Genomic DNA, 21,515 nt, shown 5'->3' with positions numbered 1-21,515 from the left:
GAGCAAGATTACGAAAGCCGGCTCCCCGCAAAGACTGACGCGAGGTAGTCTTTGTCCATAGTTGTTTTTCCCATCTTACGTCTTAGCCCAGCCTTGAATACTTTATCTTTCGTCAAAATATTAATGGCGATATGCCTTTTATCCCTGAAAATAATTCTGCTGCATTTCCCCTTCTTAGTTTGCAGTCGTCTTCATTCATTACCACGTCCAGACGCCAGTGCAGCTTATTCTCTACGTGCCAGTGATTTCGAATCTCTGCAGCAAACTTCTCTGCCGTTAAATCAGCAGAACTGATATAATATCTGACCGTCATTTCTGGCTCATTCTTTTGCTCTGCTATTATTGACCGAAAGGAGAGTACACAAGGGCAAGATTACGAAAGCCCGCACCCCGCAAGGACTGACGCCAGATACTTTCTGTCCATGGCTGCTTTTCGCATCTTACGTCTTAACCCTGCCTTGAATACCTTATCATTCGTCAAAATATTAATTGCGATGTGCCGTATCCCTGAAAATAATTCTGCTGCATTTCCTCTTCTTATTTTGCAGTCGTCTTCATTCATTACCACGTCCAGACGCCAGTGCAGCTTATTCTCCACATGCCAGTGGTTTCGGATTGCTGTGGCGAACTTCTCTGCGGTTAAATCAGCAGAACTGATATAATATCTGACCGTCATTTCTGGCTCTTTCTTTTGTTCTGCTATTATTGACCGAAAGGAGACTGCCACGCATAATTTCTTCAGACCTTTCCATTCAAACGTGAAATCAATAAGTTCATCAGGGACATCGCAAACAATGTGAAGACGGATTTCTTCTCTGCCGTGACTCTTTTCACTCATTGCGTAACTGTCATGCTCTGGATTATTTAATTCTTTCAGCGGAAATTTTTCCTCGAAGGCTTTATTTAGCCGCCCCTGGTTTCCTTTTACAGCGAATAAATAATCACCGCCCTGTTTTTGTATCTTCTCTGCAATATCTTTCTGGCAACCCATCGCATCAGTTGTGATAATTTTTCCTTTAATATCCAGCATGTTAAGAAGTTCTGGGATAGCTGTAATCTCATTGGATTTCTCATCCGTCTTGATCTGTCCGATGACCAGACTGTGCATTGTTGAGAACGCACTAATGACATGAATCGCTCCCCTGCGGCGACTCTTGTCATAAGAGTGCCGGAGCATTTTTCCATCAATTGCAATGACGCCTTTATCATCTGAAGAATGGCAGTCACGCATCCAGTTAATAAAGCACTCGTGAAATTTTGCAGGACTGATACAGGATACAACTCTGGCAATGGTATCGTGAACAGGAAAACCATTTTCAAAATCACCCTATTGCTTCAAAAAATCGAGATGTGTTTCCCCAAAATCCTCTATATCTTCCCAACCTTCTGCACCCGAAATAACGGCGCAAATAGTCAACAGTAGAATATCCGATAATTTATGTTCCACTTTCCAGGCTTGTCTGTAATCGGGGATAATAGAAATATGTTCCATCAATTTTTTAAGTACCATTTTGTTCTCCTTAATTATGTAAGGGGTATTTGATCATGTATAAGCAATAAAAAACAGCTTCAGGTAATAAGGAACACCTCAATTATTGAACATAAAATGCGAATTATTTAGTACAAAAAGCGTACTCCTAGTGAGTAGGCCACCGGAACCTCCCCGACAGCCTCTCGCAGAACCGTACGTGAAACTCTCGCTTCATACGGCTCCCGTCAGGCAAACGCGCTTCCTGGTCCTGCTTTCCAGTGGGCAAACAACTCCGGCTTCTCTTTTGACAGCCTTTCCATTAGCTGACACGCCTTCGTCTTTCTATACCGCAGGGTTTTATATTTCTTTCTCGCCCACGCAATCAGCGTCAGATTAATATATCTGCATACTTTCTTCATCGCTGATTTGTGGTATCTCGCGTAATAATTCAGCCACCCCGATATTATCGGATTCAGCCACTTCGCAATATCTTCGAGACTCATCTCCACCCTGCGTCTGATCCACAGTTTTCTGAGTTTTCCAATCATGCCTTTCTGCGCACGGTTACTCGCCGCCGGGCTGAAACTCGTAAAGAGGTTTCCCCGCCGGTGGTTACGTGCTCTTCGCGCTCTGAACGTATACCCCAGAAAATCAAACTGCACTGTTTCATGGTTCGCCTGTCGTTCGCTGTCTTTGCAGTAAACTACTTTCGTTTTCTCCGGATGTAATTCCAGTCCACATTCCTGAAAACGTTTTGCCAGCTTATTCGGTAATTCCTCTGCCTGTTGTTTACTGCCACAATGAATTAATCCATCATCTGCATAACGGCACCAGGGAATTTCCGGATAATGTAACGTCAGCCATTTATCAAACACATAGTGCAGAAATAAATTCGCCAGTACCGGGCTGATGACTCCACCCTGTGGCGTACCTTTATTTCTTTCCTTCAGTGTTCCATCCGGCATCTGCACCGGCGCTGTCAGCCACCGGCGAATAGACAGTCTTACCCATTTATCCGCACAATGTTTATCTACTGCCCTGAGTAATAAATCGTGGGGGATATTATCGAATAACCCTTTAATATCAAACTCAAGACACCAGTCGTATTGCCAGCAACGTTTTCTGGTGACTGCTATTGCATCCAGCGCTGATTTTCCATGCCGGTATCCGTATGAATCATTCAGGAAATAACGCTCCACTAATGGTTCAAACGTTACCAGCACCGTTATCTGCGCTATTCGATCGCTTACTGTCGGTATTCCTAAAAGTCTTTTACTGCCATCCTTCTTCGGAATTTCCACCGCACGCACTGGCGGCGGCATCCAGCTTCCCGACGATAACCTGTTCCAGATTTTGTACAGATTTCCTTTCAGATCCCGCTCAAAAATCTTTCAGCGTCTGGTTATCCACTCCGGCAGCTCCGGCATTCGCCCTTACCCGCCGGTACGCTTCCACAACATGCAATTTACTGACCTGAAACGGTTTTGTCTGTTCACACACAGCCTCCTCCTGCCTACAGTTGGGCTGTGATGCAGACTGCCCGACGCTGTCCCTTCGCTCCACGTTCATTACAAACGCTTCCTCACTACTACGAACAGCTCTGCCCCGGTTTCGCACATCGATACTCTCATACTCATAATTTCTGTTATTTGTATTTCTCTCTTGACATTGCGACGACCGGTTCCCGTAGTTCCTGCAAAGAGCCTGATACAGCGTCATGCCTGCTATACGCCGGACACCATTCACGCAGCATTCGGAATTCACCCGTAAATTAATCCCGGCGGTATCATCATGCCTCCGGTTTTGATGTCACTTTGGCTTAACGACGTTTCAACACAGGTTCGGGTTTACTCATCTCACTGTATCTCACATAGGATCAGATCTCGTCTGATCGTTCCCCCTGCGCTCACTACCGTGGCTCTTTACCACAGCAGCCGGGGTTGTTTGGGACCGACTTCCGACAGCAGATCCCGGTGGGCCTGCCACCATCTCTTCACAAGCTTATGCTTATTACATGCAAAACGTCCCGTTTTGCATCTTTGTGCCTACGGCACACGATGATCTTTCCCTGTCCTCTATATCTTCCCAACCTTCTGCCCAGAAATGACGGCACAAATAGTCAACAGTAGAATATCTGACAATTTATGTTCTACTTTCCAAGATTGTCAGTAATCGGGGATAGTAGAAATATGTTCCATCAAATTTTTAAGTCCCATTTTGTTCTCCTTATTTAGGCAAGGAGTATTTGATCATATATAAACTATGAAGAATAGTTTTAGGTAATAAGGAACATATCAATTATTGAACATAAAATGCGAATTATTTAGTGTAACAAGTGTACGCTTGATGATCTTTCCTGGCTCCCAAGTACAAGAAACAGCATTACGTACTCTTTTCGGAACCAATAACTAAACAGAAAAATCTTAAATATTGAACAGAGCAGCTAACTTGCTTTCATTTATTTTCTTTATGAAAGAGTTGTTCAAGCTCCAGCAGATCTTTTTTTCTTTCCTTTATTCTCTTTGCAGGAATCCCGAAATAACACCCCCAAGCTTTTGTAGACTTTGTAACCATTGTCATAGCTCCGATTGAGCATCCTTCTTCAATTGTTACGCCGGGAAAAACTAATGAATTTGTACCAACAATTACATGTTTACCAATTATAACTTGCTTAATTATTTCTTTTTTATATTTTTTAGGAATCGTTGGGTTGGTCAGAGTACGTCCAGTATAATCATCAGACTGAGAAAAGACATGACAACCATATGCCAACCCAGAGAAGTCATCAAATGTGATGCCTTCTATTCCCCCAGCAATATTACAGTATGCGGCAATATGAACATTATTTCCTATGGAGATTTTTCCAGACAATAGACAAAAATCATCTATTCGAGAATTATCCCCAATCTCAATTTTTTCAGGGTTATAAATTGACGCTTTATCACTTATTTTGACATTTTTTCCAAGTTTTTTAAAACCTATTTTTCTGAGATTCAGAATCTGATAAGAATGACATTTTTATTCTCTTTTATATTAAAATCATAATCAAAATATTTTTAGTCTAAACTACTGAGCTGAATTTCCACTGCGAGTTCAAATAATCATGATAGCATAAAAATCTTCACTTTAACCAAAAGTACACCTTTTTAAGCTATAGATACACATGACATGAGGTAAATTTTTAAAACATAAAATTTAACACATATCAAACAGCTCAAGGATACACTTCAATCTAGTAGATTTGTTAAATAAAACTTTCAACACAATTTAAGATATATATTTTGTTAATGTATCATGGTATATTTTTATTATTTTCCTTTCATCAAAATTTTTAATGATATAGTCCCGCCCTTTTTTGCCCATAGTTTCTCTTTCTTGTGGGGTGAGTTCAATAAATTTACGCATTACATTTGCTAACCCAATGTAATCACGTACATTGCATAGGTATCCCGTTTCACCATCGACTACAACATCCTTGCAACCTACATTGTTTGTAGTAATTATTGGCTTACACATTGATGAAGCTTCCATCAACACGCGAGGTACCCCCTCTCTATAGAATGAAGGCAAAACAATACAATCTGCGCTAATTATGTGCGGTCTAACATCACTTTCAACACCTAAATACTCGATAATCCCTTTAATTTGCCAGTTTTCAATTTCCTGTCTTGTAATCGCTCCGGGGTTTTGGCTATCGCAAGCACCCAGTAGCTGGAATCTAATGCCAGGAAACTCAGACTTTAGAATATTAGCAGCATCAATATATACACCAATTCCCTTTTCCCATAGCATCCGAGCTATAAGAAGAAATGTAACATTATCATTATATTTAGTCTTGCACGAAACCTGGCTGGGGGTGAAATAACTGGTATCAACACCCTCACTTGCCAGAATAAATGATTTACTCTCATTGATTATTCTTTTTCTCAGAAATACATTTCTATCATCCTCATTCAGAAACCAAACCTCTTTTGCAAAGCGAAAAGAAAAAGCATACAACTGAGTTATGAATTTAGTCAGAAGTGTTTCTTTATTAAATACAAATCCTAACCCTGTGGTTACCGCTATAGATTTACAATTCGTAATACCAGCGGCTATAGATCCATAAATATTTAGCTTTATTGTGTAATGAAAAATAAAATCAGGTTTTATTTTCTTATATATTTTTATTAGCTTAAATAATAGCATTAAATCTTTAAGTGGGTTTTTGCCTTGCGAGGAAACAGAAATTGATTCAAATTTACACCCTAAATCGACAATTTTTTCCAAATGGTCATCTTCTGGAGCAACAATGGTTACATCGTATCCTTTTTCAATTAAACTTTTTATTAATCCTTTTCGGAAATTGTATACCGACCAGAGTGTATTTGCGACAAGCAAAATTTTTTTACGAGGCATCTTTTATCCTTACTTAAACCATCCAATAATAAACAAAACTTTAAAAAGCACATCATCAATAAACCTAACTCTTTTTACATACCCGGAAAAAACATACCTCAATCTTTTTACCAAGCTTGCTTGAGACTCTACAAACCCATGACTTATTTCATATGCTGCTTCTTTATTATGCTTTAAACAATATAAGGAGACCAAATCCATCTGAAGCGATAGAAGATGCCTCCCATTTTGCTTATATTTTTTGAACTGTTTTAATCTATTACATAGAATATTCTTAAAACCAGACTTTATACCTACGACATTATTATCATGCTGCCTATAACTTAGGTAGCTATTATGATCATATATTAGGTGGCCAAATGTTCTTGCCAGTATTAAAAAAAACCAATCATGCATGACAATACGATTGGCCATATTGGCTTCATTTATGTCCAAGTATAATTTACGTAAAGATTGATTAAACACGAAAGTACAGCCTGGCGCACAATTTTCAATTAAAATATTGTTTAAAGAAAAATCACTCTGAGAATTATAACGGCCGATATGATTTAACTCTTTGTCCACATAGTTATATGAGGAGCAATACCCTATTGCTATATCTTGATTATATTTAATAATCTTAGTTGTAGCTGCAATCAATTTAAGAGGTTCCCATACATCATCCTGATCGCAAAAAGCGTAATAGTCATAATCACCAACATTCTCAACCAACCACAAAAAACTAGCTATGACGCCAACGTTATTACCTTCATATAAAAATATAGAATCATTTTTTGATATATACTCTTTAATAATTTCACATGTTGAATCAACTGAACCATCATCTCTTATATGAATATGTAAATCGAAATCTCTATAGCATTTTATTATTGAGTCCAATTGCTCTCCAATATATTTTTCCCCATTGTAACTCGATAATAAAACAGCCATGCTTTTTAATTTCATTTTTTTCCACATTATTAACACTGATTTTGATTTGTATCCATCAATGGTGCCAAACAATAGCCATAATCATATATAACATATTCTTAGCTTACAATGCCGAATACTCATTTAAAATCTCAAGATGATATATATTAATATAAAACATAATAAAACATATTCCTATAATCGCTAATTTAGCAAACTGTTTTTGTCTAAAAAGAAGGGGCAGGAATGGAAGTAGAATTATTTCACTAATAGCAAAAAGTTCACTAACGCGTAAAGCGAATACTGGCATAGAAGATAATATGATGAAAGCAAGCGGAGATAATGAATAAATTTTAATGACAAGCACCTTATCACGAGATAAGATTTTTTTTCGAGAAAAAATAAAAGATAATATAACTATAAGTAAATGCAATAATTGCGTTACAGAGAAAATATTGACAGGAACAAAATCAGCACCTTGACTTTGACTAATATAGTCACTAAATTTATATTGTACATAAGAAACAGGGATATATCTTAATAAGGTCAAGAAATTGATACCTGCATAATAACAACAATATGCCCCAAATAAGGTCAAGAAATAAATAAAGATATACCTTCGACTAACTACATTAGTATCGAATGCAAGAACAATAAAAAATAACAACGCAGTTATATGAAATGTAGATGCGAGGAAAATCAACATCACAAAACTCATTATATTTTTATTTTTTGCATATAGTAACACTGAATATAGTACTATAGCACCTGCAACTCCAGCCCGGATCTGAGTCATATCTTGCAGTAAAAATGTATTTGAGTAATACACAAGTACAGATAGCAGTAAAAACGGTGAGGATTTTTTTATTATATTGTATTTTAAATAGATAGATATTAGCGCAAAAATAATAAAAACAAAATAATATCCGCCAAGCATATTAACAGCAATAAAACTTATTACTTTAAATGATAATTCTATTGGATAGAATAAGTTATTTGCTGACTCAAAAATTAGCGTAATATAGTTTGTATAATCCCTATCGACAAACTCGCTACGGAAGGCACACATCAAAAGCAAAAAGATCATTATTGCTTTTAACAAATATTTCTGGTTAGGAAAAAAAGATAGAATAGAAATGCATATAAATATTGAGAGGTATAAAAACATTACAATCTCATTTCATGATTAGGTTAAGTGGCCATTATTAATGTTTAGTTTACATTGCCAATACATTTATCAAGAATTAGAGAAGTAACCTTTTCCCATCTTACCCACAACACCATCTTTTATTGCAGTTGCTAACAGTTTAATTTTTTTTAACTTCGAAGATGAATTAAGAGTGTGAACAGCTATAAATAATGGCAACCGGATGAATAAATATACACGATGATTGAATGAAAGTTTATCTTTAAGAATCAAATAAATTGAATTCCTTACTATGAAATAATGTCTAAAATCACTATGCATTATTACATTTTTACCCAATACTCGTTTTGCTTCATTTCCAATATTGTGCATCATGACAATATCAGACACAACATAAGATCGCAATCCCATTTTCTTCGCCCGTTCGCACCATTCAATGTCAACGAAATCTATAAACAACTCCTCATCCATAAATCCGATTTTTTGCAACACCTCCATCCTAACCAAGCTTCCTGAAGAAATTAGAAAATCTGTTTCTAGCGGATGAACACCATGACACAGCTTGGTTTTATAAAATGGGCTAATGTGAATTGCACCTGTTACCTTTCCAGTTTTCTCATCCTTAAATGCTGGACCTAAAACAGCGACTTTTTTTCCACTATTTAAAAGCTCACGCTCATTGATTAGCAATGTTTTAACCATTCCTTCTGGGACGATACTGTCTTGATCCAAAAATAAAATATGAGATGCTTTCGATTTTTCGGCATAATGAATTCCAATATTCTGAGCTTTTGCAATGCCTAGATTGTTGTTCAGTCGATAATGTTCAATTTTTTCTCCGTATGACTCAAACTCGGAATCAGGTATTATTAAGTTAGACTCGTCTGTATTGTCGATAAGAACAACCTTGTCAACTTGCATAATTATACTTTTCAGCAATCCATGTATGCGTGCAATTTCAGGTCTGAAAAGGACCACGACTGCAATGATACATTTATCTTGTTCTATCATGTTTTACCTATTTTATTTGCATACTACTAATAAAATATAACATTAACTCATTAAAATGTTACTTTTCTAAAAAACACTCAATTGTCATAAAATGAATAATGTTTTACCCACTGTTTAGTAGTTCAATTTTTACCAAAAAAAACTTCAATTTCTTGTAAACAATTAATCACCCTATCTATTGATTTGTTATGCTCATTTATTATATGCCTATAAACTCTATCTTTGGTCTCTTCTGCCCATTTAGCTTGCTCATCAGTAAAACCATATGATATCCCATAACGATCTCTTTCATCAGGATACCAATCATTAACAGTTTGCCCTTCTGTCGGTACTACATAAGATGGACAACCACACAGAACAGAAAATATAGAATATGCCGTATAATCATCATATGAAATAAATTTCTGTGAGCGTCTAAAAACATCAGCTATTTCTTGATGAGTTAATCCGTCAATTTTTATTGCTTTAGGGGGATGGACGCTTTTTTTATAAAATCCCTTCCGTACAAGATAACAACACTCTATATCCCTTTCTTGATTTAACTTTTCATTATATATTTGAACTGGATAGTAAATTACCTTTAGCTCATTTGCTGCTGTATAAGATCCATCATTTTCAAAGTCATGAATCGCCGAGTTAAATTTAAAATACAGTTCATTTTTCCCATAATCAATGACATTAGTATGATGACCGGGCTGATGTAATAACCATCTTACAACATTTTTTATTTTTAAAGGATTGCCATTAATTATTTCCGGATAAATCACCACGGAATTTGAAGGGATATTGTTTAATTTGTGCCAAACAGGAGTATCCCAATCGTCATTAGTTTTAAATTTAAACTTATTACAAAGTTCCCATTTTAATTTTGACAGGTATTTTCTAATTGTTTTTTTACCATAATGAAATGGATCTAATTTAACTAAATATGCACTATGGGAACTGTGTTTATTTATTATGTGGCATAGCCTATGTAGGACTACAGAGCCACCACTATTTTCATCATATGAGCTTGCATAAATATATATATTCATTTGTCAACAATCTTTAATATCACTTGTGAATTTTTTTTATCTACCAGCTTGCAGTAAATAATAGCTAAAGCAAGCCCGACCAAGCCAACCGAAAATAATTGAATGAATAAAGTCCACTTTACAGTATGATTATACGGAAAAGCTGTTGAAGTTTTGAAATATATTATTTCAACCAGAAACAAAGGAATGATATATACATATATAATGCGCAATCCCTTGACGAAAAATTTTGCAAAGTTATACCCCCCCCATAAGAGAAATAAGAACATAGAACTAATACCAAAGAAAATAGATGTCCCTTGACCTAAATATTGTTTTGCTAGGAAAACATTTGCCGGAATTACGAAAAGACTAAATAACGCATACACTATTGTGTGTCTTTTTAACTCACCAAAACTATATAATAACAAAAATACAAAATTAGAGTATATTGAAAACACCCCACCTATAAATAACCATGGTAAATACTTCGCAGCTTTTATTGATAATGTTTCATCACCGCTCCATATAAATAACACATCCTTACCATAAAAAAATAAAAATACACTTAGAGGTATTGTTAATATACATATAAACTTTAATGCACCACTAAATAATTTTGAGTATTCCTTTAAGTTATTTTGATGATAATATCTTGTTAATCTAGGTTGTAAATACTGATTCAACGGATCACTCAATATAGCTAACACACTTATGATAGATACTGCAACGCTATAAATACCATATTCCGTTAATGTGCTGTATTTTGTTAGTGCTAATTTGTCTGACTGGTTAACTAAAACCCATAAAATAGAAAGTGTTGATAATTGTAATGCGAAAACTATTAATTTTCTGACAGAAGCATCTTCAGATTTTATGCTATCCTCTTCGAGAGGACATAAAAATAATACTTTCCTCCTTATTTTTTCACTATATAACACCATAGAAATACAGCCAATAGCTGATGAAATAAGTTGCATCAAAAAATAAAACTTAATTCCCTCATCTAGGTACTTCATTAAAAATATAGTCAATGGCTGAGATAGTGTGATGGTAAATAGATTAATAGTTGTCAATATGATTTGCGATTCATTTGAAAGTAATATGCTACGGAACGGTCCTTGCATATAGCGTAATGCGAATACCCAAAACATTACTGTTGTACAAAAAACAACCACACCTTTATCAAGCTTTGTATTTAGCCATGAAGTACTATATTGTTCACTTATCCACCAACCACAAGTAACTAATAACAATGATACAACTATAAAAAATATAATTATTTTCTTATACAAAATACTAAATTTTTTATATGTTCCTTGATTTTTCCTTGATACTATTGCTTCTCTTGTTATTACCCCCCCCAACCCTGCATCTAAAATACTAAGGCAAGCCTGAAGCACTGCAAAAAAGCCAATCAAACCGTACGCCTCTAACCCAATTTCTCCAATTAATATTGGAATTAAAAAGATCGTCACTAATGCCGTGTATATTCTCACACTATATATGTAAATTAAAAGCTTATATTCTCTATTCATAAACCATATTTCATAGTATAGAACTTCTCCAGCAACATAACGTGGCGGTTATAATACCACCACAATATTTTTATGCGTGTTTTTTAAAGAAATGAGCTATTTTTTCAGAAATATAGTTAACTTGTTTACACTCCAGTTCATAATACATTGGCAGCCTTAACAGACAATCAGCGAATTTATCACTATTTTGCAAACTTATTTTTTTATTTTGCTTCAAATAATACTCACTTTTGTTCAATGATAAGTAATGAAAAACGGAATGTATTCCACTCTCTTTTAAATAAGAAATAAGCTCTGAGCGTTTTTTAAGGTCACTGCATATAATATAAAACATATGAGCATTATTGGTAGCATACTCTGGTATTATCGGTAGTTGTATAAACCCAGAGTTGGCCAACTGTTTTAGATTGTCATAATACTCTCTCCACAATTCCTTTCGCTTATTTTGTATAGCATCTATATTCTCCAATTGTGCATAAAGATAAGCTGCTATCATATCAGATGGAAGAAACGAAGATCCTATATCAACCCATCCATATTTATTGACTTCCCCTCTAAAAAAAGATGCTCTATTCGTCCCTTTTTCTCTAATAATTTCTGCCCGATGAAAATATTCATCGTTATTTAAAGCAATCAACCCTCCTTCTCCTGAAATTATATTTTTAGTTTCATGAAAGGAAAAGGTTCCAAACGTACCAATGCTACCCAATGGTCTATCTTTATAATAAGAGTCAATTGCTTGCGCTGCATCTTCAATGATATGAATTTTATATTCTTTCGAAAGCTCTAAAAATTTATCCATATCGCATGCTACACCGGCATAGTGCACAACAATTATTGCTTTCGTTTTATTTGTGATGAGCTTACTTGCAGATTCTGGATCCATATTTGGATTATCATCATAACTATCAGCAAAAATTATTTTTGCACCTCTTAGAGCAAAAGCATTGACAGTTGAAACAAAGGTGTAAGCCGGAGCTATAACTTCATCGCCAGGTTTTATATCTAAAAGAATGGCTGCCATCTCCAAGGCGTCTGTACAAGATGTGGTCAATAAGGCTTTCTTAAATCCGTATTTCCTTTCAAAAAACTCATGACATTTCTTAGTGAAAATCCCATCGCCTGATATTTTTCCATTAGACACTGCTTCCGCAATATATGTCAATTCATTTCCCTGGAGATAAGGCTTGTTAAATGGTATCATATTTATTCCTTATTTCTTAAAATAATATCTTTCAGCATTTTTATCTTTATCCGATAGGATAAGTTCGTTTGTTTTCATCGGCCAGTCAATGTTCAATGCCGGATCATCCCATCTGATACAACCTTCGGCACTTGGCATATAATAATTAGTCGTTTTATATAAAAACTCAGCCTCATCACTTACTACAACAAAACCATGTGCAAAACCTTCAGGTATCCATAATTGTTTTTTATTTTGCGCTGAAAGAAAGACACCTACCCACTTACAGTATGTACTTGACTCTGGTCGTATATCTACAGCAACATCATAAACTTCACCTTTAACACAGCGGACTAATTTTGCTTGAGAATAAGGTTTTATTTGAAAATGCAGTCCTCTTAAAACACCTTTAACCGATCTCGAGTGATTATCTTGTACGAAATTAACCTTCCGCCCTACAGCTTTTTCAAATACTTTCTGGTTAAAACTCTCAAAAAAGAAACCACGCTCATCACCAAATACTTTTGGTTCAAAAATTAGCACATCAGGAATTTCAGTTTCAATTACGTTCATTTTATTAATAACCCTTAATCATTTTTAGCAGATACTGACCATAAGCATTTTTCTTTAGCGGCTCGGCCAATATCTTCACCTGCTCTGCATCAATAAACCCTTTACGGTAAGCAATTTCTTCCGGGCAGGAAACTTTCAACCCCTGACGCTCTTCAATTGTTGCAATAAAGTTGCTTGCCTCAATCAGGCTCTGATGTGTCCCCGTGTCTAACCACGCATAACCACGCCCCATCATGGCAACAGATAAACGCCCTTGTTCCATATAGATACGGTTAATATCGGTAATTTCCAGTTCACCGCGGGCAGAAGGCTTAAGATTTTTCGCCATTTCGACAACGTCGTTATCATAGAAATAAAGCCCGGTTACCGCATAATTACTTTTTGGCTGTAGCGGTTTTTCTTCCAGACTAATTGCCGTACCGTTTTTATCAAACTCAACGACACCATAGCGTTCAGGATCATTAACGTGATAGGCAAATACCGTTGCACCACTTTCTTTGTTAACAGCGACATCCATTAACTTCGGCAGGTCGTGACCGTAAAAGATATTATCACCGAGAACCAGAGCACAATCATCACCACCGATAAACTCTTCACCGATAATAAACGCCTGCGCAAGCCCATCTGGAGTCGGTTGCACTTTGTACTGAAGATTTAGCCCCCACTGGCTACCGTCACCCAGCAGTTGTTGAAAACGAGGAGTATCCTGTGGCGTACTGATAATCAGAATATCACGAATACCCGCTAACATCAGTGTAGAGAGCGGGTAATAGATCATCGGTTTATCATAAATAGGTAATAGCTGTTTACTGACAGCCATAGTCACAGGATAAAGACGTGTACCAGAACCACCCGCTAAAATAATACCTTTACGCGTTTTCATTTCATCATTCCTTTTAATTCATCTTGCTCCACCATCACGAACAAGATGCAAAAACTATTAAATTGCTGTAGTCGTAAATAATTCGTTAAGCATTCGTTTCACGCCAACCTGCCAGTCAGGCAAGACAAGCGCAAAGTTCTGCTGAAATTTTTCTGTATTAAGGCGAGAGTTATATGGACGACGAGCTGGTGTAGGATAGGCAGTTGTTGGTACTGCGTTGAGCTTGTTGAGTGCAAGGGGAATGCCTGCTTTGCGCGCCTCTTCAAAAACCAGCGCAGCATAATCGTGCCAGGTTGTGGTACCACTAGCTACCAGATGGTACAAGCCTGCGACTTCCGGTTTATTCAGTGCCACACGAATGGCATGTGCCGTACAATCAGCCAGCAACTCTGCGCCAGTTGGCGCACCAAACTGATCGTTAATAACCGCTAATTCTTCACGCTCTTTTGCCAGACGTAACATCGTTTTGGCGAAGTTATTTCCTTTTCCTGCATAGACCCAGCTGGTCCGGAAAATTAGGTGCTTCGCACAATGCTCTTGTAATGCTTTTTCTCCAGCTAACTTGGTTTCACCGTAAACATTTAGTGGTGCGGTTGCATCCGTCTCCAGCCATGGTATTTCACCGGTCCCCGGAAATACGTAGTCAGTAGAGTAGTGAATAACCCAGGCGCCGACTTCATTGGCTGCTTTCGCGATCGCTTCGACACTCGTCGCGTTAAGTAATTGTGCGAACTCCGGTTCTGATTCTGCTTTGTCTACTGCGGTGTGAGCGGCTGCGTTGACAATAATATCAGGCCGAATGCTTCTTACGGTTTCAGCTACACCTTTAGGATTACTAAAATCACCACAGTAATCAGTGGAGTGAACATCAAGAGCAATCAAATTACCCAAAGGTGCCAGAGCACGCTGTAGTTCCCAACCTACCTGCCCTGTTTTGCCAAAAAGGAGGATATTCATTACTGGCGGCCCTCATAGTTCTGTTCAATCCACGATTGATAGGCACCACTTTTCACATTATCAACCCATTTTGTATTGGACAGGTACCATTCCACTGTCTTCCGAATCCCGCTCTCAAACGTTTCCTGTGGTTTCCATCCCAATTCGCGACCAATCTTCTCAGCATCAATGGCATAACGGCGATCGTGTCCCGGACGATCGGCAACATAAGTGATTTGCTCACGATAAGATTTCTCTTTCGGTACAATCTCATCCAGCAAATCACAAATAGTGAGCACTACATCAATGTTTTTCTTTTCGTTGTGCCCACCAATGTTATAAGTTTCACCCGCTTTACCTTCGGTTACGACGGTATATAACGCACGCGCATGATCTTCAACATACAGCCAGTCGCGAATTTGATCCCCTTTACCATAAATAGGTAACGCTTTACCTTCCAGAGCATTGAGAATAACCAATGGAATCAATTTTTCCGGGAAATGATAAGGACCATAATTGTTAGAGCAATTAGTCACAATGGTCGGTAAACCATAGGTACGTTTCCACGCGCGGACTAAATGATCGCTGGACGCTTTTGATGCAGAATAAGGGCTGCTTGGTGCGTAAGCTGTTGTCTCAGTAAATAAGGGTAATTCTTCTTTATTATTTACTTCGTCAGGATGAGGCAGATCGCCATAAACTTCGTCAGTAGAAATATGATGAAAACGGAAGCTATTTTTCTTGTCGCCATCAAGAGCAGACCAGTAATTGCGAGCCGCTTCCAAAAGGACATAAGTACCAACAATATTGGTTTCAATAAATGCCGCAGGGCCTGTAATTGAACGATCCACATGGCTTTCAGCAGCCAGGTGCATCACTGCATCCGGCTGATGCAGAGCAAAAATCCGCGCCATTGCAGCAGCATCGCAAATATCCGCATGTTCAAAAACATAGCGTTCAGAATCAGAAACATCAGCAAGTGATTCCAGGTTTCCGGCGTACGTTAATTTATCGACATTAACAACACTATCCTGCGTATTATTTATAATGTGACGAACTACAGCAGAACCAATAAATCCTGCGCCACCAGTAACAAGTATCTTCACTTTTTTATTCCATATTACTTCAGAGCATGCTGTTAAATTAGCGGCTCTTAGTTTGATTAATAGAGGTATTAATGCACGCTACCGCCCCTGGCTTTACAGCTACCAGAGCACTGCATGCATGCCTACGATGTGGCGAGCGTTACCCACTCGCGCTAAACCCGAAAAATTCAAACGCTAATTGTCTTACCAATCCGCTCTGGAAACAAGGAAAATCCTGGAAAACTTTGACTAAAATCCTATTGCTAACTCGTTGTTATTCTGATTGTTTATATAAAACAACGGCAGGAATATTCGCAACAAAATACTTTCGCCACGAATCTTCACTGCCGTTATAATTTTCTTATCAACCGTTACATCCGGTCAGATTTTCATTATTCGCTTAACAGCTTCTCAATCCCTTTACGGAACTTCGCCCCTTCTTTGAGGTTGCGTAGTCCATACTTCACAAATGCCTGCATATAACCCATTTTTTTACCGCAGTCGTAGCTATCACCTGTCATCAGCATGGCATCAACGGACTGTTTTTTCGCCAGTTCAGCAATGGCATCAGTCAGCTGAATACGTCCCCATGCACCTGGCTGAGTGCGTTCCAGTTCCGGCCAAATATCGGCAGAAAGTACATAGCGACCAACGGCCATAATGTCTGAGTCCAGCGTCTGCGGTTGATCCGGTTTTTCGATAAATTCGACGATGCGGCTGACTTTACCTTCACGATCCAGTGGTTCTTTGGTTTGGATGACGGAGTATTCAGAGAGATCGCCCGGCATACGTTTTGCCAGCACCTGGCTGCGTCCCGTTTCATTGAAGCGCGCAATCATGGCAGCAAGGTTGTAACGCAGCGGGTCGGCGCTGGCGTCGTCGATCACAACGTCTGGCAGTACCACGACAAATGGGTTGTCACCAATGGCAGGTCGCGCACACAAAATGGAGTGGCCCAGACCTAAAGGTTCGCCCTGACGCACGTTCATAATGGTCACACCCGGCGGGCAGATGGACTGTACTTCCGCCAGTAGCTGACGCTTCACGCGCTGCTCAAGAAGAGATTCTAATTCATAAGAGGTGTCGAAATGGTTTTCGACCGCGTTCTTGGACGCGTGAGTTACCAGGAGGATTTCTTTGATCCCTGCAGCCACAATCTCGTCAACAATGTACTGAATCATTGGCTTGTCGACGATCGGTAGCATCTCTTTGGGAATCGCCTTAGTGGCAGGCAACATATGCATCCCAAGACCCGCTACAGGAATAACTGCTTTTAAATTCGTCATTATTTCATCCACCTGTAAAATGGTTGCTGAATTATAGCTTGTTCGATTTTTTTCGCCAGCATCAATTACCCTGAATTGATTACTGAATTACTTGTGATGTTACGCCGCTTCGTTGTGGATTGCAGTAGCATTGTTCCTAAGTATGGCTCCATTTTTCCAGGAATGGTCGCAAATCTACTCTCTCCGTTCCGGCAATCTAAAGTTAATCTTTTCCACATTAACAATATGGTGATTAACCCTGTCGATATCGACGGAGCTTTGCCCTCTTTCATTCACCGCATGAACATTTGCAAGAGATAGTAGTGTTTCTTTTTTCGCCATAAACACGCCGCGAACGTCTTTGCGCATGTCGAAGTTCATGCTCAATGCGGGTCCAACAGAGGATTCCTGCATCACCTTGATATTACGCATAAAAAGGTGTTGCGGTTTATTGTGTAGCTCCAGCGAGGCACGCTTCATCTCAATGTTAGTCAGTGCCACAAAGGAGACAGCATTCCCGGCGGAGATTTGGATGCCGCGCAATTTATAAGCAAGATGGGTGTTATCCAGTTGAATATTATTCACTCGGAAATTTTGCGGTATCGAGAGATATTTGCCTTTAATTACCCCGTAACCGATTAACATCCCGGCGCTATTAGTCATTTCAATATTATCAATCACGAAATTGTCACAACCGTAAATAGCGACTGTGGCGTTATCAATACCTGCTTTCTTACTGAAATCCGGCGTGATATTGCGGGCTTTGATATTACGAATAACAAAATGTTTACCATTTTCAACATGGATCAACTGCCGACAATCCGATCCCGTGATATTCGCCACGACAAAGTTTTTCACTGCCTGGTCTTCCGGGTAATTATTATCATAAGTGCTTCCCGCAAGGCCTATGCCGATGCCCCAGTTGATTTTGCCGTTGGTACAGTTGATACGCTCGATGACATGGTCGGAGATCAAAATATCACTGTCGTTAATTGCCACGTTCCATTCAATGGCGTCGCCCTGTAAGTCGCTGAACTTACAATTGGTGATATTGGCACCGATAATCTGGTTATGAAATCCCTGCCGTAAGATGGCGTAATTAGCGTGGCTAACGGTCAGGTTATCGATGGTCAGGTTGCGCATGACCCGTTTGTTTTTGCCGCCGATATAAATCTGCGTTACCGGGCCAAAGCCGCTCATCGCCAGCCCTTTGATGATGCAGTCAGAGCCGCGCACATCCAGGGTGATGTTATGCATACTGCCGCCCTCCTCCCCTGTCACCTGGCTGCCGTCCTGTAAGACAAACCGCCCTCTGCCGCTGCCGCGCAGGCTTCCAAGAATGTGTAACGTTTTGCCAGGAGGAATGAAGATGCCGGTGTTGATATTGTCACAAACGAATCCAGCAGGCACGACGACCGTTTGCCCTTCGCCGAAGGCTTGTTTAAATGAGGCGATCCAGTCGTGTGGGTTGTAGTCGTTAATGTTAACGCTTTGTCGGGCGGGAAGTGCGCGAGCGAAAGGGGTATGGAGGAAGGCAAGCGCGGAGCTTGCCGTCAGGAAGGTGCGTCGGGAGAGTTTTTTAAATGGCATACGTTCTCCTCTATAAAGCCTGCAACAAGCTGGCGAGTTCTCGGTTAATCACCTGCTGGTTAAAATCGTGTTCGACTTTTTCGCGCGCACGTTTGACAACCGTAGTAAGTTCGTCGGTATCCAGTTGGCTAAACGCCACCAGTCGCTGCGCCAGTGCGCGAGCATCGTTCTCAGGCACCAGCCAGCCGGATTTATCGGCCTCCACCAGTTCCGGAATTCCGCTATGCAGAGTAGAAACCACCGGAATGCCGACTGCCATTGCTTCCATTAGCGCCACCGGAATACCTTCCATATCACCGTCAGCACCCGTTACCGAAGGCAACAGGAAGACATCCGCGTCGTCGAGCATCGCCTTCACTTCGTGGCTTGGTTTAAAGCCCGGCATCTCTACCACATCTTCCAGTTGATATTGTTCGATGAGGGTGCGCAGGCGTCGTTCCCACGGGCCAATGCCGAGGATGCGATAGCGAAATGCCACGCCCTGCTCTTTCAACTGCCGGCAGGCTTCGATCGCCACATGCAGGCCTTTTTTCTCGGTTAAGCGTGCGACGGAAATGATTTCCAGCGGCGTTGCGGGCGCTTTCACCGGACGTGGGCTAAAACGCGTCATGTCCACGCCCATGCGCGATACGGCGATTTTTTCCCTCGGGCAGCCCATTTTTTGCAGCCTTCCGGCCCACAGATCGCTTATTGGTAGCATCAGATCGCCGCGGCGGAACAGTTGCTGATATTCGGGAGTGTAATGGTTGAGCACTTCCCGACTGGAGATATCAATACCGTGGAAGATAGTGGCGATTTTGCCGCGAATGACACCCAGTTCCCGTAGTTTTGCTGCGGTTACCCCCGCAGGGCCAAAATGTGCGATAAAAACATCGGCATGAAACGGTGTTGCGACCTGACCACAAATGGCAGACAAAATCAGGTTCCGCGACTCGGCACCATAGCGTTTGAGGTTGAGCGCCTGCCAGGTATTTTTACGATGAATGCCGCGTAAGGTCTGGCTGGCGCGGTGGCGCAGTTTCGCCACTTTGCCTTGTGGTTCGTCCTGTAACCAGCGAGTTCTGGCGGCAAGGTTATATTTCGTCCATGCCGCGTGGGTGTTTTGCGTATCGCCTTTTTGCAGCGCGACAATCTCCACCTCAAAGCCCATATCAATAAACGCAGTGATTTGGTTGAGAACGAAGGTTTCCGATGACAGCGGAAATTTCAGTAAAAAGAAGCCGACCTTCATTTCGCCTCCCCGATGCGCTCAAGCACAGATTGCACCATCTGCATTCCTGCCTGGCGTTCGCGACTGACGGCTTCGCTAAGTCGTGCGTTCAGCGCAGGAAGCTGGCCTAAGGTATCCGCAACCATCGCTTGCAGGCTGCCGTCTAATAAATGACGGATATCAATCGCCATCTCAGGTAGCCCAAGCTGCTGCATAATCCCGGCGGATTTGTGTTCGTAGTTGATGGCAATTGCCGGAGTGGAGAAATTCATCGAGATAATAGCCGAGTGCAGACGCGTACCAACGGTGAGTTCACAGGCACCCAGAATTTTGCCCATTTCCAGATCGTTGAGCTCATCCATCACCACGTGATAACGGGCAGGATCGCTGATGTGCTGACGCAGATTGAGCGCCACCATGCGGTCGTCTTTGTTATAGCTGTCGATGCCCGTACAGGTGGAGAGCGCAATCACCTGATACCCTTCATCGAGAATGCGATTGACCAGCCCGGCAAAGGCTTTTTCATACGCTTGTTGAGTGGTGCCGAGACGTTTGTCGAACGGTGCCAGTTCGCGCAGGGTAATGGCCACCGTTTTTTGCTGTGCGGCTACGTCCAGCCAGTGTTGAACAGCATAGCTGGCGGTGAAGTCTTCGGTGTGGTGATCGACCAGCCATGCGGTATCGACGCCATGTTCAACTTTTGCGGTAGTGATATTGCTGCGTTTCATTAGATCCAGGCTGACCGATTCGCGCAGGATCAGCGCGTCGCAGTGCCCGAATACGTAGTTTGCCAGTTGGTTAAATTGCTCATCCTGGAACGGGCCGACGCTGTGACCAATCATAAACAGCGGCTTTTTCGCCATAAACGTGCAAAGCGCGTGTTCAAACTGCGGCACGCCGTAGAGATCGACAAAAAACGATCCGCCGACCTGAATAATGGCGTCGTAACCTGACAGCAGGCGCACAAAGTCAGTGAATCCCTGGGCAATGGCGATATTACGCAGCTTACCGGTGTCGGTGACGCGTGAGAGCAATACCTGGTGCTGGTAGCGGCGACGGAGGACTTTTTTTACGCGCCCGACAACGCCCGCCGCGCTGTTGTGTTGTTTCATTTGCAGGAACAGCGGATCGCCCATTACCGGGCGGTTGAGCAGCCAGGAAGAACTGACCGGATAGCGGCTCATTACGTCCACTTCGGCGTGTGGATTGAGGATGTTGATGGCATCAAGTAAACCGCGCAAGATGGCGCTGTCGCCGCGATTGCCGCAAGTGTGGTTGCCCAGAATAAGTAATTTCATTTTTT

General features: G+C 40.5%; 16 protein-coding genes and 4 pseudogenes. All 20 read right to left on the bottom strand.

The window, feature by feature from the left end; all coding sequences use genetic code 11:
* Positions 1–8 precede the first annotated feature (8 nt).
* Positions 9–364 (bottom strand): annotated as a pseudogene (locus AACU19_RS12185) (ISAs1 family transposase); the annotation flags it as partial.
* Between the two features lie 9 nt (positions 365–373).
* A pseudogene (locus tag AACU19_RS12180) lies at positions 374–1,510 on the bottom strand (ISAs1 family transposase).
* Between the two features lie 206 nt (positions 1,511–1,716).
* Positions 1,717–3,040: pseudogene (gene ltrA, locus AACU19_RS12175) on the bottom strand (group II intron reverse transcriptase/maturase).
* Between the two features lie 501 nt (positions 3,041–3,541).
* A pseudogene (locus AACU19_RS12170) lies at positions 3,542–3,687 on the bottom strand (transposase family protein); the annotation flags it as partial.
* 238 nt (positions 3,688–3,925) lie between these two features.
* Positions 3,926–4,342, bottom strand: a complete 417-nt coding sequence (locus AACU19_RS12165) for an acyltransferase (RefSeq protein WP_241957776.1) — start codon at positions 4,340–4,342, stop codon at positions 3,926–3,928.
* Positions 4,343–4,738: 396 nt separating this feature from the next.
* Entirely contained in the window at positions 4,739–5,869 is a 1,131-nt protein-coding gene (locus AACU19_RS12160; RefSeq protein ID WP_001702375.1) for a glycosyltransferase family 4 protein, read from the bottom strand.
* A 9-nt stretch (positions 5,870–5,878) separates the two neighbouring features.
* Complete coding sequence (locus AACU19_RS12155; RefSeq protein ID WP_105279005.1) at positions 5,879–6,814, bottom strand: glycosyltransferase; 936 nt, start codon at positions 6,812–6,814, stop codon at positions 5,879–5,881.
* Between the two features lie 88 nt (positions 6,815–6,902).
* On the bottom strand, positions 6,903–7,946 hold the full coding sequence (gene wzy, locus AACU19_RS12150; RefSeq protein WP_105278937.1) for an O10 family O-antigen polymerase: 1,044 nt from the start codon (positions 7,944–7,946) through the stop codon (positions 6,903–6,905).
* A 69-nt stretch (positions 7,947–8,015) separates the two neighbouring features.
* The gene (locus AACU19_RS12145; protein WP_105278936.1) at positions 8,016–8,936 is read right to left on the bottom strand and encodes a glycosyltransferase family 2 protein; all 921 of its coding nucleotides are present in this window, start codon (positions 8,934–8,936) and stop codon (positions 8,016–8,018) included.
* Between the two features lie 122 nt (positions 8,937–9,058).
* Entirely contained in the window at positions 9,059–9,970 is a 912-nt protein-coding gene (locus tag AACU19_RS12140; protein ID WP_001702371.1) for a hypothetical protein, read from the bottom strand.
* Positions 9,967–11,487, bottom strand: a complete 1,521-nt coding sequence (wzx, locus tag AACU19_RS12135) for an O10 family O-antigen flippase (RefSeq protein ID WP_105278935.1) — start codon at positions 11,485–11,487, stop codon at positions 9,967–9,969. Before wzx ends, AACU19_RS12140 begins: the two co-directional genes overlap by 4 nt.
* 70 nt (positions 11,488–11,557) lie before the next feature.
* Complete coding sequence (gene rffA, locus AACU19_RS12130) at positions 11,558–12,691, bottom strand: dTDP-4-amino-4,6-dideoxygalactose transaminase (RefSeq protein ID WP_105278934.1); 1,134 nt, start codon at positions 12,689–12,691, stop codon at positions 11,558–11,560.
* A gap of 9 nt (positions 12,692–12,700) precedes the next feature.
* On the bottom strand, positions 12,701–13,243 hold the full coding sequence (gene rfbC / locus AACU19_RS12125) for a dTDP-4-dehydrorhamnose 3,5-epimerase (RefSeq protein WP_105278933.1): 543 nt from the start codon (positions 13,241–13,243) through the stop codon (positions 12,701–12,703).
* Positions 13,244–13,247: 4 nt separating this feature from the next.
* Positions 13,248–14,126, bottom strand: a complete 879-nt coding sequence (rfbA, locus tag AACU19_RS12120; protein WP_105278932.1) for a glucose-1-phosphate thymidylyltransferase RfbA — start codon at positions 14,124–14,126, stop codon at positions 13,248–13,250.
* 57 nt (positions 14,127–14,183) lie between these two features.
* The gene (gene rfbD / locus AACU19_RS12115) at positions 14,184–15,083 is read right to left on the bottom strand and encodes a dTDP-4-dehydrorhamnose reductase (RefSeq protein ID WP_105278931.1); all 900 of its coding nucleotides are present in this window, start codon (positions 15,081–15,083) and stop codon (positions 14,184–14,186) included.
* Positions 15,083–16,168, bottom strand: a complete 1,086-nt coding sequence (rfbB, locus tag AACU19_RS12110; protein ID WP_105278930.1) for a dTDP-glucose 4,6-dehydratase — start codon at positions 16,166–16,168, stop codon at positions 15,083–15,085. The genes rfbD and rfbB overlap by 1 nt, the downstream gene beginning before the upstream one ends.
* A 371-nt stretch (positions 16,169–16,539) precedes the next feature.
* Positions 16,540–17,433 (bottom strand): UTP--glucose-1-phosphate uridylyltransferase GalF, encoded by an 894-nt coding sequence (gene galF / locus AACU19_RS12105; RefSeq protein ID WP_000183060.1) that lies wholly within the window; start codon positions 17,431–17,433, stop codon positions 16,540–16,542.
* 174 nt (positions 17,434–17,607) lie between these two features.
* Entirely contained in the window at positions 17,608–19,002 is a 1,395-nt protein-coding gene (gene wcaM / locus AACU19_RS12100; RefSeq protein WP_105278928.1) for a colanic acid biosynthesis protein WcaM, read from the bottom strand.
* Positions 19,003–19,012: 10 nt separating this feature from the next.
* Positions 19,013–20,233, bottom strand: coding sequence for a colanic acid biosynthesis glycosyltransferase WcaL (wcaL, locus tag AACU19_RS12095; RefSeq protein ID WP_000862632.1), 1,221 nt, complete (start codon positions 20,231–20,233; stop codon positions 19,013–19,015).
* The gene (wcaK, locus tag AACU19_RS12090) at positions 20,230–21,510 is read right to left on the bottom strand and encodes a colanic acid biosynthesis pyruvyl transferase WcaK (protein ID WP_105278927.1); all 1,281 of its coding nucleotides are present in this window, start codon (positions 21,508–21,510) and stop codon (positions 20,230–20,232) included. Before wcaK ends, wcaL begins: the two co-directional genes overlap by 4 nt.
* Between the last annotated feature and the right edge of the window lie 5 nt (positions 21,511–21,515).

It is taken from the genome of Escherichia sp. MOD1-EC4550 (assembly GCF_963876935.1).
Taxonomy (GTDB): Bacteria; Pseudomonadota; Gammaproteobacteria; order Enterobacterales; family Enterobacteriaceae; genus Escherichia; species Escherichia coli_F.
The sequence above is the reverse complement of the archived record's forward strand: the minus strand, read 5'-3'. Positions and strand labels throughout refer to the sequence as shown.